The 12,439-nt window shown below is 73.1% G+C and carries 14 protein-coding genes and 1 pseudogene; 11 read left to right on the forward strand and 4 right to left on the reverse strand.

What is annotated here, in order from left to right:
- Nucleotides 1–11: 11 nt before the first annotated feature.
- Both QMC84_RS13530 and QMC84_RS13535 read right to left on the reverse strand, forming a co-directional pair.
- Complete coding sequence (locus tag QMC84_RS13530) at nucleotides 12–1,322, reverse strand: hypothetical protein (RefSeq protein WP_300375338.1); 1,311 nt, start codon at nucleotides 1,320–1,322, stop codon at nucleotides 12–14.
- A gap of 70 nt (nucleotides 1,323–1,392) precedes the next feature.
- Complete coding sequence (locus tag QMC84_RS13535) at nucleotides 1,393–1,575, reverse strand: hypothetical protein (RefSeq protein ID WP_300375339.1); 183 nt, start codon at nucleotides 1,573–1,575, stop codon at nucleotides 1,393–1,395.
- Nucleotides 1,576–1,752: 177 nt separating this feature from the next.
- Between QMC84_RS13535 and QMC84_RS13540 the strand changes: the two genes are divergently transcribed.
- The 6 genes from QMC84_RS13540 to QMC84_RS13565 all read left to right on the forward strand — a co-directional run bounded on the left by QMC84_RS13540 (nucleotide 1,753) and on the right by QMC84_RS13565 (nucleotide 7,153).
- On the forward strand, nucleotides 1,753–3,723 hold the full coding sequence (locus tag QMC84_RS13540; protein WP_300375340.1) for a clostripain-related cysteine peptidase: 1,971 nt from the start codon (nucleotides 1,753–1,755) through the stop codon (nucleotides 3,721–3,723).
- A gap of 76 nt (nucleotides 3,724–3,799) precedes the next feature.
- On the forward strand, nucleotides 3,800–4,444 hold the full coding sequence (locus tag QMC84_RS13545) for a hypothetical protein (RefSeq protein WP_300375341.1): 645 nt from the start codon (nucleotides 3,800–3,802) through the stop codon (nucleotides 4,442–4,444).
- 41 nt (nucleotides 4,445–4,485) lie between these two features.
- On the forward strand, nucleotides 4,486–4,740 hold the full coding sequence (locus QMC84_RS13550) for a hypothetical protein (protein ID WP_300375342.1): 255 nt from the start codon (nucleotides 4,486–4,488) through the stop codon (nucleotides 4,738–4,740).
- Nucleotides 4,737–5,159, forward strand: coding sequence for an HIT family protein (locus QMC84_RS13555; protein ID WP_300375343.1), 423 nt, complete (start codon nucleotides 4,737–4,739; stop codon nucleotides 5,157–5,159). Before QMC84_RS13550 ends, QMC84_RS13555 begins: the two co-directional genes overlap by 4 nt.
- 101 nt (nucleotides 5,160–5,260) lie before the next feature.
- On the forward strand, nucleotides 5,261–6,028 hold the full coding sequence (gene fabG / locus QMC84_RS13560) for a 3-oxoacyl-ACP reductase FabG (RefSeq protein ID WP_300375344.1): 768 nt from the start codon (nucleotides 5,261–5,263) through the stop codon (nucleotides 6,026–6,028).
- Nucleotides 6,029–6,127: 99 nt separating this feature from the next.
- Nucleotides 6,128–7,153 carry a DUF3048 domain-containing protein gene (locus tag QMC84_RS13565; RefSeq protein ID WP_300375345.1) on the forward strand — a complete coding sequence of 342 codons (1,026 nt, stop codon included), beginning with the start codon at nucleotides 6,128–6,130 and terminating at the stop codon, nucleotides 7,151–7,153.
- A 43-nt stretch (nucleotides 7,154–7,196) separates the two neighbouring features.
- On the opposite strand, the gene QMC84_RS13570 is transcribed toward QMC84_RS13565, so the two are convergent.
- On the reverse strand, nucleotides 7,197–7,907 hold the full coding sequence (locus tag QMC84_RS13570) for a TetR/AcrR family transcriptional regulator (protein WP_300375346.1): 711 nt from the start codon (nucleotides 7,905–7,907) through the stop codon (nucleotides 7,197–7,199).
- Nucleotides 7,908–8,045: 138 nt separating this feature from the next.
- Between QMC84_RS13570 and QMC84_RS13575 the strand changes: the two genes are divergently transcribed.
- The 5 genes from QMC84_RS13575 to QMC84_RS13595 all read left to right on the forward strand — a co-directional run bounded on the left by QMC84_RS13575 (nucleotide 8,046) and on the right by QMC84_RS13595 (nucleotide 12,178).
- Entirely contained in the window at nucleotides 8,046–8,579 is a 534-nt protein-coding gene (locus QMC84_RS13575) for a hypothetical protein (protein ID WP_300375347.1), read from the forward strand.
- 144 nt (nucleotides 8,580–8,723) lie between these two features.
- The gene (locus QMC84_RS13580) at nucleotides 8,724–9,281 is read left to right on the forward strand and encodes a YqgE/AlgH family protein (protein WP_300375348.1); all 558 of its coding nucleotides are present in this window, start codon (nucleotides 8,724–8,726) and stop codon (nucleotides 9,279–9,281) included.
- A gap of 169 nt (nucleotides 9,282–9,450) precedes the next feature.
- Nucleotides 9,451–9,717: a DUF3039 domain-containing protein gene (locus QMC84_RS13585; RefSeq protein ID WP_300375358.1), complete on the forward strand. Its 267-nt coding sequence runs from the start codon at nucleotides 9,451–9,453 to the stop codon at nucleotides 9,715–9,717.
- Nucleotides 9,714–11,510 carry a DEAD/DEAH box helicase gene (locus QMC84_RS13590; RefSeq protein WP_300375349.1) on the forward strand — a complete coding sequence of 599 codons (1,797 nt, stop codon included), beginning with the start codon at nucleotides 9,714–9,716 and terminating at the stop codon, nucleotides 11,508–11,510. Before QMC84_RS13585 ends, QMC84_RS13590 begins: the two co-directional genes overlap by 4 nt.
- 29 nt (nucleotides 11,511–11,539) lie before the next feature.
- Nucleotides 11,540–12,178: a helix-turn-helix domain-containing protein gene (locus QMC84_RS13595; RefSeq protein WP_300375350.1), complete on the forward strand. Its 639-nt coding sequence runs from the start codon at nucleotides 11,540–11,542 to the stop codon at nucleotides 12,176–12,178.
- A 49-nt stretch (nucleotides 12,179–12,227) separates the two neighbouring features.
- On the opposite strand, the pseudogene QMC84_RS13600 reads toward QMC84_RS13595, so the two are convergent.
- Nucleotides 12,228–12,439, reverse strand: a pseudogene (locus tag QMC84_RS13600) (methyl-accepting chemotaxis protein); the annotation flags it as partial.

Here is a 12,439-nt window from a genome sequence, read left to right on the forward strand (position 1 = left end):
CTGGCAGCGGATCAGCCCCGGTCGAAGCCGCCGTCCGTCGTCCACACCAGGTCGCCGACCACCACCCGGTCGCCCTCGACCACCGGCTCGGAGTCGACGCCGGTCACCCAGGCCGACTCCCAGTGCGCCAGGTCCGGGGTGGTGGCGACGGCGTACGCGTCGCCACGGAAGTCGTCGCGCACGGCGCCCGAGTGGCAGGTCATCAGCACGGCGAACCCGTCGCCGACCTCGTAGCCCTCGAGCCAGGTGCAGGCGAAGCCGCGGGGCGCGCCGTGCAGGAGCAGCGGATCGCTCCAGGTCTCCTCGCCGAGCAGGTGCGTCTGCACCTGGATCCGGCGGCCGTCCGGTGAGCCGTAGGCGACGTCGTTCCAGTGCACGAAGCCGACGACCGCGGTGTCGCAGCAGCCCCGGCGGACGTCGACGATCTCCAGACCGCTCGGGTCGTCCCGCGTCGTCTTCCACGCTCCGTCCGCGCGACGGACGAACCAGAAGTCGGAGGCGCGGTGGTCGGACGGGTGCACCGTCACCCAGTCGGCGCTGTGGGTGTCCAGGTAGGACGCGCAGTCCGACAGGGCGCGCCCGCGCAGCGGCTGGGTGCTCCGCGCCACCGTGGACAGGTCGGCCGCCCCCGGCTCGGAGACCAGCAGCTCGAACGTGCAGCTGCCGCGGGATGGGCGGGAGCTGACCACGCGCAGCGACCCGTCGGGCGCCAGCACCGGCCGGGACGGCGAGACCTCGCCGTACTCGAAGCCGGGGTGCCCCGACCAGCGCGCGCGGCGGAAGCCGTCGCCGGGGGTCCAGAGGTGCACGCCCCGGCGGTCCTGGTCGAGCAGCACCGTCTGCCCGTCCGGTGTCACCTGGGCCTCGCTGCCGTACCCGGGAGAGCCGACCGCCGTGCAGGTCCGGTCGCGGCACACGATCGCCGCCGTGACCGTGTCGGTGTCGTCCTCGCTGTGGACGTCGGTCGTGTACACCTGCTGGATCGCGACCGTGCCACCGCCGTACCGCACGGTGTTATCGATCGCGAGGTTCCGATCGTCGGTCCATACGGTCAACGGCTCGGTCCAACCGTGCCCGTCGGGGTCGCGCCACTGCACCACGATCCGGTGCCCGTCCGGCGACCCGACGGAGAGCTGCGCGGCACCGTCCTCGAGGTTCACGTAGCGGTTCGGCTCGCCGTGCTCGTCGCCGTACCGCACCAGCGAGTGGCCGTAGGCGTCGTCGCCGGACCACGGCCACCCGCCGAGCGCGCCGGCGACGACGAGTGCCGCCGCCGCGGCGACCGCGAGCGCGCCGGCTGCCCACCCTCGGCTCCGAGACATGCGCGGAGCCTACGTGCATCCGCGCGCCGTCGAGGCTCGCTGCGCTCGCACCTCCAGTGAGGTCAGCGCGTCAGGCGGTGCGGGCCAGCCGCCGGGCGCCGGCCAGCTCGCGCAGCACGGCCACGATCGCGGCCGGGGTCATCCCGATCCCGAGCAGGGCGCGGTACGCCGCGTCGGCCTCCGGGTCTCCCGTCGGCACGCCGCGCGCGATCCTCGCCAGGAGGCCGTCCCCCTGGAGCTGCGCCTGGTCCATGTCACCCCCCGGTGCAGGGTCAGGCCTCGAGTGTCCGGGCGGATGTGACGTAGGCAACAGGGACCAAGGTCCCGGGCCCAGAGGACCGTCCGGCCCGAGACATGGTGCGTCTAGATGGCACCGGTCGAGATCGGCGTTCGGCGGACGGCGAGCGGCGGGGAACCTACTCTCACGGTCGTGCCCCCTCTGACCGCGCGGTCGCCGCGCTCGCTCGCCGCTGCCCTCGCCATGCTCCTGCTGACGGCCCTCGGGACCGCCGCCTGCACCGGCGGCTCCGGCGGAGGCGACGACGAGCCGGCCGCGAGCGCCGACCACACCGGACGCGAGGGCGACGGCTGGACCGTCCTGCACTACTCGATGGCCGACACCAACCTCGAGCCGTTCATGGTGACCGACGTGAACGAGCTCGGCGCCGTCGGCTCCAACGACAACCTCCAGGTCCGCGAGTTCATGGACCGCTCCGCGGGGTACGGCGAGGACGAGCTGCTCGACCAGGGCAGCTGGGTGGGCGCGCGGGTGCTCGACCTCGGCGCGGACGGCAGCACCGAGGTCGTCGAGGACCTCGGCGACGTGGACTCGGCCGACCCGGAGGTGCTCGCGACCTTCATCGCCGACGGGATCGAGGCGCACCGGGCCGGCCACTACGCGCTGGTGATCTCCGACCACGGCTCCTCCTGGCCCGGCATCGGCCCCGACGAGGGCAGTGACTGGGACGTGCTCGACCTCGCCGAGATCACCGACGCGATCGCGACCGGCCTGGAGCGGGCTGGAGTCGACAAGCTCGACCTGCTCGGGTTCGACGCCTGCCTGATGGCCAACTTCGAGGTCGCCAGCGCCGTCGCGCCACTCGCCGACCGGCTGGTCGCCTCCCAGGAGCTGGAGCCCGGCCACGGCTGGGACTACGGCGCCCTCCAGCTGCTCGCCGAGGACCCCGACGCCACCGCGGACGACCTGGGTGAGGAGATCCTCGCCGGGTTCGCCGACCAGGCCGCTGCGGAGGGCACTGCGGACCAGATCACCCTCGCGCTCATCGACCTGACCCGGATGGCGGCCGTCGACGAGGCGGTCGCCGGGTTCGCCGCCGCCCTCACCGAGGAGTCGACCGATGTCGCGCCCGCCGTGGGCCAGTCCGAGGCGAGCACGCTGGCCTTCGGCAAGAGCCCCGACGAGACCCAGGACAAGCACCTGAGCGACCTCGGCCAGCTCGCGGCCGCGATCGGCGAGGCCGCACCGGAGGTGGCCGACCAGGCGGACGCCGTGGTCACCGCGCTCGACGAGGCCGTGCTCGAGACCGTCGACGGGGTCGGTACCGCCGGCGCCACCGGGCTGTCGATCTACCTGCCGCCGGTGGCCGACCTCGCGGATCCGGCGTACCTCGACGTCGCGAGCTCCGCGGACTGGGCGGACTTCCTGGACGCCTACTACAGCGCCGGCGCCGCGATCCCGGCGGCCGAGCAGCCCGAGTTCACCGATCCCGCCGACGGCCCCGACGTCAGCTTCGACCACGACGGCAGCATCACGCTCACCGGCACCTTCGACCCCGCCGCGCTGGACAACATCACCGAGGCCACCATCAGCTACGCCCTGGTCAACGACGACGACTCGATCACCTACCTCGGTGAGGAGATCGCCGACTTCGACGACAGCGGGTCCACCCCCGAGGCATCCGGCAACTACGACCTCACCGTGCTGCAGCTCGACGACGGCGAGGACTCCGCGTACGCCTACGTCGAGCTCGATCTCAGCGACGACCTCGGCACCGCCTTCTTCGACGTACCGCTGACCTACTACGCCTCGACCGACCCGGAGGGCACCGACCCGCAGGACGCCCTGCTCTCACTGGTGCTCGACATCGAGTCCGGCGCCTTCGTCAGCGAGACCATCTACCTCTACGACGAGCAGTCGGGCGGGTACGGCGAGCTCGCGCCCGACCCCGAGGGCATCATCGTGCCCGACGTGCTGACCATCGGCGCGGACGGCGAGCAGACCTGGGAGCCCACCACCGACGTCGGGCTGTACGCGGACGTCGCGAACCTGACGTACGAGTTCGTGCCCCTCGACCGGGGCACCGTCATCCAGGCGGACCTCACGCTCTACGACTTCGGCGGCAACACCAGCACGCTCAGCAGCCTGGTCGAGGTGCCGTAGTAGGTGCCGTAGCCGCGGTCCGGGAGCGCCTCGAGGCGGGGGACTAGCAGCCGCGAGCCTGGGCATGCTGGCGCGCATGCGTCTCGGACACGCGGCGGCCGCCGCCCTGCTCCCGCTCCTCGTCGCCCTGGGTGTCGTCCCCGCAGCCGATGCCGCGGTCGCGGCTCGGGCCGCCACCACGGAGCTCTCGCTCGGGGCCGACCCCGCCTACGCCGACAACGACACCACGCTGCGCATCCAGCTCACCAGTGACGGTGGGCAGCCCCTCGCGGGCGCTCAGGTCACGCTGGAGCGCCGTACGTCGCAGGCCTGGGCACCGATCGGCACCGTGACGACCGACGCCAACGGGCGGGCCGGCCAGGTGGTCACCCTCGGCCGGGCCGCCGGCGACAACGTGTTCCGGGCGACCTTCGCGGGCGACGAGGCGCACGAGCCCGCCACCCGGCAGACCCGCGTCGAGCTGAAGCGGCGCGGCAGCCGGGTCGTCGTCGGCGGCCCGGGGAAGGTCGTCGACGGGCGCTCGGTCGTGGTGCGGGTCCGGTGGACCGCTGCCGACGACATGCCGGTCGCGGCCACCGTCGAGCTCTACCGCTCGCTGGCCGGCGGTCCCTGGAAGAAGGCCCGCACGCTGACGACCGGCGACACCCAACACTTCGACCACGTCGGTAACAGGGCTCGCGCGGCGATCCGGCCGCGGGCGTGCGACCGGTACTGCGACTAGCACCCGGGAGATCGCGGGCCGGCCCCCACTATCGTGCCGGCATGGTCGCCTTCCTCGTCGCCGGCGTGATCCTCGGGGTGCTCGCCCGGGTGCTGCACCACGACCCGGACGACCCCGGTGTGCCGATCACCCTCGTCCTCGGAGTCGTGGGGGCGGTCGTCGGCGGGGCCGGGATGAACGCCGTGCTCGGCGACCCGCTCGCGAGCCTCGGCGCCTGGAGCTTCACCGCCGCCTGCCTGCTGTCGTTCGTGCTCCTCGGCCTGCTCGAGGGCGGCGTGGGACGCACGCGGCCGTGACCGACGGCTGCGTGTTCTGCGGGATCGTCGCGGGCGAGGTCCCGGCCGAGCTGGTGCTCGAGGACGCCGAGACCGTCGCGTTCCTCGACCGCCGGCCGCTCTTCAAGGGCCACACGCTGCTGGTGCCGCGCGAGCACGTGGTCACCCTGCCGGACCTGCCGGCCCGCCTGCGCGACCCGTTCCTCGCCGCCTCGCAGCGGCTCGCGACCGCCATGGTCGAGGGGCTCGGCGCCCAGGGCAGCTTCGTCGCGATGAACAACGTCGTCAGCCAGTCCGTCGCCCACCTGCACCTCCACGTCGTCCCGCGCACCAGGGGCGACGGCCTGCGCGGGTTCTTCTGGCCCCGGACGACGTACGCCGACGGCGAGGCCGCGCAGTACGCGGACCGGCTGCGCGCCGCGCTCGCTACCCGCGGGTAGTTGGGCTCCCGGACCTGTCCTAGTGTGGGGCCGGTCTTCCACCACGCCAGCTCGACCGCTGAACTCGACCACTGAACTCGACCACTGAAGGAGCAGCACCCATGGGCCGTTTTGACGGACGCGTCGTCGTCGTCACCGGAGCCGCACGCGGCATCGGGTTCGGGACCGCCACCCGCTTCGCCGAGGAGGGCGCCTCGGTCGCCGTCCTCGACCTGGACGAGGCCTCGGCCGCCGAGGCCGCCGGGAAGCTGCCCGTCAGCGGCGGAGCCAAGGCCGTCGGCATCGGCTGCGACGTCAGCGACAGCGCCGCCGCGGAGGCCGCCGTCGAGCGGGTCGTCACCGAGCTGGGCGGCATCCACGTGCTGGTCAACAACGCCGGCATCACCCGCGACAACCTGCTGTTCAAGATGACCGACGACGACTGGGACCTGGTCGTCAACGTGCACCTGCGCGGTGCGTTCCTCATGACCCGGGCGGCTCAGAAGCACTTCGTCGCGCAGAAGTACGGCAAGATCCTCAACCTCTCCAGCGTCTCCGCCCTCGGCAACCGCGGCCAGGCGAACTACTCCGCGGCCAAGATGGGCATCCAGGGCCTCACCCGCACCCTCGGCATCGAGCTCGGCCCGTTCGGCATCAACGCCAACGCGATCGCGCCGGGCTTCATCGCCACCGAGATGACCGACGCCACGGCCGCGCGGCTCAAGATGGACGTGGAGGAGTTCCGCAGGCTCAACGCCGAGGCCAACCCGGTGCGGCGGGTCGGCTACCCCGAGGACATCGCGGCCGCCGCGGCCTTCCTGTGCAGCGACGAGGCGTCGTACATCACCGGCCAGACGCTGTACGTCGACGGCGGCGCCAAGCTCGGCTGAGGGCCGAATCACACGGGCGCGCCTCCCCACCTCGGACGCGCGCCGCTGCACACTTGAAGTCGACCAGAACACACGAGTTTGATGAATCGGAGCGATCCCGTGCGCCGTGCCCGCCTCACCTCCACCTCGACCCTGGCGGCTCTCGCCGTCGTCGCGAGCCTGGTGCTCGCCGGCTGCGGGGGCGGCTCGGAACCCAGCGACGACGAGGCGCCCGCCTCGCAGAAGGTCGCGGGCGCCGAGCCGGTCGCGGCGACCTGGCCGCTGACCGGGCTCCCGGTCAGCGGCGACGACGAGGTCGCGCAGGAGCACCCCGTCCTCGTGACGAAGATGGACAACACCTACGCCAGCGCCCCGCAGGTCGGTCTGGGCTCGGCGGACCTCGTGGTCGAGGAGCTGGTCGAGGGTGGCCTGACCCGTCTCGCGGCGTTCTACTACTCCGAGATCCCCGACCTGGTCGGCCCGGTCCGGTCGATGCGGGCCAGCGACATCGGCATCGTCTCGCCGGTCGACGGCACCATGGTCACCAGCGGCGCCGCGGGGCAGACGATCGCGCGGATCCGGGGCGCCGGGATCCCGTTCTTCGCCGAGGGCTCCAAGGGCTTCGCGCGGGACAGCTCGCGCAGCGCGCCGTACAACCTCTTCGCGAACCTCGCCGACGTCTCGGCGGAGTCCGCGATCGACGCGACGCGGCCCGACGACTACCTGCCGTGGGGCTCCGAGGACGACTTCCCGAAGGGCCAGCCGGCCAAGCGGATCGCCGCGGTGTTCGGCGGCGGGCACACGACCAACTGGACCTACGACGGCAACGGCTACGTCAACGAGAACACCTACGCCGCGGACGGCGACGAGTTCCCGGCCGACACGGTCCTGGTGCTCCGGGTCACCGTGGGCGACGCCGGCTACCTCGACCCCGCCGGCAACCCGGTGCCCGAGACCAAGCTCGAGGGCAAGGGCGAGGCGATGATCTTCCACGGGGGCCGGCTGGTGCGCGGCACCTGGAAGAAGACCGGGCTGGACGCCTCGATCACCCTCTCGACCAAGGCCGGCAGGCTCGACGTCCCGGCCGGCCACACCTGGATCGAGCTGGTCCCCGCGGCCAACGGGAACGTCACCTTCGCCAAGTAGGCCAGGGCCCAGGGCCCAGGGCTCAGGACTCAGGGCTCAGGGCTCAGGGCTCAGGGATGGTGTCGACGACCTCGCCGGACGGCAGCTCGACGCCGTTCTCGGCGAGGGCCTGGAAGCCGGCCAGGATGAAGCCGATGGCGGTCTCGACGTTCGCGGCCGCCTGGATCGGGTCGGGTGCGCTCGACACGGACTCCCCGGCCGAGGACATCGCGCCGAAGAAGATCCGCGCGAACGTCTGCTGCAGCGCGTCGTCGAGGTCCCACCTGCCCGCGGCCAGCACGGACTGGACGATCTCGAGGACGTTCGCGAACGTGGAGCGCTCCTCCTGCTCGCGGTAGCGCTCGTAGCCGAGGACCGAGGGGCCCTCCTGGATCACGATCCGGCGGTAGCGCGCCTCCTGCACCACGGCCAGGAAGGCGCGCAGCCCGGCCTGCGCCTTCTCCCACGGGTCGCGGTGGCCCTTGAGGGCCTTCTGGATCGCGCGGGCGGCGTCCTGCTCGACCCGCTCGAAGGCGGCCTCGAAGAGTGCCTGCTTGCCGCTGTAGTGGTGGTAGAGCGCTCCCTTGGTGACTCGGGCGCCGGCCACGATCGCGTCCAGCGAGGTCGCGGCGTACCCGTTCTCGGTGAACAGCTCCTCCGCGACGTCGACCAGCGCCCGCTTCGTGGAGGCGGAGTACTGCTGCCGACGGCTGGCGCCGGGGACCGGGACGCCGGGCACCCGCGGCACGAGCTTGGAGACCGAGGACTTGCTCATAGTCCCGGCAGCCTAATACCGACGGTCGGTATGGGTGACCACCATCACCGCGGACCGGATTGCATACCGTCGGTACGGCTGCGTACCGTGGGTACGTACTTACGGTATGTAGGCCGTGCCCCGTCGAAGGAGCAGACCATGACCTGGAAGTCCTTCCACTCTCGCGGTGAGATCCTCCGCGACGTCATCACCACCGCCAACACCCGCCGCGACGGCATCCTCCCGATGGACGTCGACGGCGTCGCCGAGACCTTCGGCGACCAGCTGACCCTGCTCGGCGCGCTCCAACTGCGCTGGCACACCCGCCTGGCCGGCCGGATCGAGCGCGAGCTGATGCGCCAGCCGATGGATCTCGAGGGGTCGGTCGTCGCCGCCTGGCACGCCACCGCCGACGAGCTGCCCGGCGTGCTCGCGATCGTCGATCACTACCGGACCGAGCCGCTCGACGACGCCATGGCCGAGGCGATGGCCAAGTCGGGCGACAAGGAGCACGTCCTGCTGGCCATGATGGCCGGCCGGGTCAGTGCCCCCGACCGGGCCGCGGTCCGCGTCGGTGCCGCGATCGAGGCGCGCGCGCGAGCGACGTACCGCCCGGTCCGGCCGGCGCCGACCTCGCGGCGTGCCGCCCACCCGCGGCTCCTGGCCCGCCTCAAGGCCGCCCTCGCGGCCTAGCCTGCGAGGCCGGCAACCCGACCCGACAGCCCCGACCCGACGCCCTCCCTCCCAGCGGACCTCCCGCCCGCGAACCCCGGTGCGTCGGGCGGGGCTGTCGTCATCCCACCCCCGGCGCCTGGAGCCGTGGGCGATGATGGGGGCATGACCGAGGCGCGGGCCGGGATGCTGCTCGTGGCGACCCCTGCGCTCCTGGACCCCAACTTCGCCGACACCGTCGTGCTGCTGCTCGACGTCGACGAGCAGGGCGCCCTCGGCGTGGTCCTCAACCGGCCCTCGGCCATCCCCGTCGACGACGTGCTCGACGGATGGGGCGAGGTCGCGGCCGAGCCCGAGGTGCTCTACCAGGGCGGCCCGGTGGGCCTCCAGGGCGCCCTCGCGGTCGCCCTGCTGGCGCGCCCCGACGACGTGCCGGTCGGCTTCCGGGTCGTCGACGGCCGGCTCGGTCTGGTCGACCTGGACACCCCGCTCGAGCTGGTCCGCGGCGGGCTCGAGGGGCTGCGGGTCTTCGCCGGCTACGCCGGCTGGGGGGCGGACCAGCTGCGTGGCGAGATCGAGGAGGGCAGCTGGTACGTCGTCCCCGGCGAGGCCGGCGACGTGTTCGGCTCCGACGCCTCCGACCTGTGGCGCGACGTGCTGCGCCGCCAGCCCGGCGAGCTCGCCTGGCACTCCACCCGCCCCTTCGACCCCGGCCTGAACTGAGCTGAGTCGGCGCGTCTTGCCCGCTGAGGAAGCGCGAGTCGGCGCGTCTTGCCCGCTGAGAGGGCGCGAGTCGGCGCGTCTTGCCCGCTCGCTTGTGGAGGGGGTGGGCATGATGCGCCGACTCGTCCCGGTGGCGGATGGCTCGATTACAGTGGGGGCCGTGACGACCATCGGCTTTTCGACAGACACCGACGTCCGCGAGGACCGGCGTACCGTCCCGACCGATGAGGGAGACCACGAGCGGTTCTCGCACTACGTGGACAAGGACAAGCTGACCGAGGCGATGGTGATGGGGACCCCCGTCGTCGCCCTGTGCGGCAAGGTGTGGGTGCCCAGCCGGGCGCCCGAGCAGTTCCCGGTGTGCCCGGAGTGCAAGGAGGTCTGGGAGTCCCTGCGGGACGAGTCGGGCGCCGGCAAGTCGGGTAGCGGCGAGTGACGGGTCGGCCGGAGGCCGACCCCCGACCCACCGCGCTGACACCGGCCTGGCCGGAGCGCGCTGCCTGGGGGACGGCGCCGTCGCTGCGCGCGTGGCAGTCGGCGGCGATGCGGCAGTACGTCGAGGAGCTGCCGCGCGACTTCCTCGCGGTCGCGACGCCGGGTGCCGGCAAGACCACGTTCGCGCTGTCGGTCGCGGCCGAGCTGCTCGGCCGCCGGCTCGTCGACCGGGTCACGATCGTCGCGCCGACCGAGCACCTCAAGCTCCAGTGGGCCGAGGCGGCCGCGCGGGCGGGCATCCCGATCGACCCGACGTACGCCGCCGGCAAGGGCAAGACGTCCCGCGACTACGTGGGCATCGTCGTCACCTACGCCGGCGTCGCCGTGAACCCGCTCGCCATGCGGATCCGCACGGAGCGCTTCAAGACGCTGGTGATCCTCGACGAGGTCCACCACGCGGGCGACGCGCTGAGCTGGGGCGAGGGCATCCGCGAGGCGTTCGAACCGGCCACCCGGCGGCTCGCGCTGACCGGTACGCCGTTCCGCTCCGACGTGAACCCGATCCCGTTCGTCACCTACGCGCCCGGCCCGGACGGCGTCCCGCGCTCGGTCGCGGACTTCACCTACGGCTATGCCCACGCGCTCGCCGACCACGTGGTGCGCCCGGTGCTCTTCCTGGCCTACTCCGGGGAGATGCAGTGGCGCACCCGTGCCGGCGACGAGATCGCCGCCCGGCTCGGTGAGCCGCTGACCAAGGACCTCACCGCCCAGGCGCTGCGCACCGCGCTCGACCCGGGCGGGTCCTGGATCCCGTCCGTGCTGGCGGCGGCCGACATGCGGCTCTCCGAGGTGCGCCGCCACGTACCCGACGCCGGCGGGCTGGTGATCGCCACCGACCAGGACTCGGCCCGCGCCTACGCGAAGGCCCTCAAGCAGATCAGCGGTGAGCCCGCGACCGTGGTGCTCTCCGACGAGAAGCTGGCCTCCAAGAGGATCTCCGAGTTCACCGACAGCGACCGGCGCTGGATGGTCGCGGTCCGGATGGTGTCCGAGGGCGTCGACGTGCCCCGTCTGGCGGTGGGGGTCTACGCGACGACCACGTCGACGCCGCTGTTCTTCGCCCAGGCCGTCGGGCGCTTCGTCCGGGCCCGGACCCGGGGCGAGACCGCCTCGGTGTTCCTGCCGTCCGTGCCGAGCCTGCTGGGCTTCGCCTCCGAGCTGGAGGTCGAGCGCGACCATGTGCTGGGCCGCCGGATCACCGACGAGGCCGACATCTTCGCGGCCGAGAACGACCTGCTCGCCCAGGCGAACGCGGGGGAGGCGGCGTCGGCCGAGCTCGAGGCGTCCTGGGAGGCGCTCGGCTCGGAGGCCCGCTTCGACCGGGTGCTGTACGACGGCGGTGAGTTCGGGCACTCCGGCGAGGTGCACGTCGGGTCGGAGGAGGAGATGGACTTCCTCGGCATCCCCGGCCTGCTCGAGCCGCACCAGGTCCGCGAGCTGCTCCAGACCCGGCAGAGCGAGCGCGCCCGCAAGCAGAAGGCGGCCGCCCCCGACCACGACCGTGCCGGCGACTCGGTCGCCGAGGTGTCCACCCACGAGCACCTCGCGACCCTGCGCCGCGAGCTGAACGGTCTCGTGGCCGCCTGGCACCACCGCACCGGACAGGCCCACGGCATCACCCACGCGGCGCTGCGCAAGGAGTGCGGGGGACCGGCCGCGGCCGTCGCCACCGCCGACCAGCTGCACGCTCGGATCGACCGGCTCCGGGAGTGGGCGGCCCGCAAGACCTCGTAGCGCCGGCGCGGCGCCCTAGACTCAGGAGCGTGCCGGCCGAGACCTCGCAGACGCTGGACCGCGGCCTGCGGGTCCTCGACGTGCTGGCCCGCGCGAGCGACGGGCTGACGATCACCGAGCTGGCCGCCCGGCTCGAGGTCAACCGGACCGTGGTCTACCGGCTGGTGAGCACGCTCGAGCAGCACGCGTTGGTACGCCGCGATCCGCGCGGGCGGCTGCACCTGGGGCTCCGCGTGCTGCACCTGGCCTCGGCGGTGCAGCCGGTGCTGCGCGACCTCGCCGTACCCGTCCTGCGAGAGCTGGCCGAGACGGTCGGCTGCACCGCGCACCTCACGGTCGCCGACGGCGAGGAGGCCCTCGCCTTGGCGGTGGTCGAGCCCTCGTGGACCGACTTCCACGTGAGCTACCGGATCGGCTCGCGGCACCCGTTGAGCCAGGGGGCGGCCGGGAAGGCGATCCTGCTGGGCCGCCGCGCCGAGGGCGGGTCGGTCGCGGTGACGACCGGCGAGCTCCAACCCGGAGCCCGGGGGATCGCCGCTCCCGTGCGGGGGGTCGAGGGTCTCGAGGCGAGCGTCGGCATCATCACGCTCGGCACCGACCTCGACGTGGACGCCATCGGTCCCGTCGTGCGCCGCGCCGCCGAGGAGGTCGCGGCCCGGCTCTCGTGAGAGCCGGGCCGTCCCCCCTCGACCTCCCCCGGTCCGGGTCGGCGCTGCGTCAGTAGGTGAAGCGGCCGACCAGCGCCTGCATGTCGGCGGCCATCCGCGCCAGGTCCTCGGCGGCCCGGCTGGTGCTCGAGGCCGCGGAGGTGTTGTCGGTCGCGGCCCGGGCGACACCGGTGATGGTCTGCGCGATGTCGGCCGAGCCGGTGGCGGCCTCGTTGACGTTGCGCGACATCTCGTTGGTCGTCGCGGTCTGCTCCTCGACCG

Origin of the sequence: Nocardioides sp., from assembly GCF_030019515.1 — a bacterium.
GTDB lineage: Bacteria > Actinomycetota > Actinomycetes > Propionibacteriales > Nocardioidaceae > Nocardioides.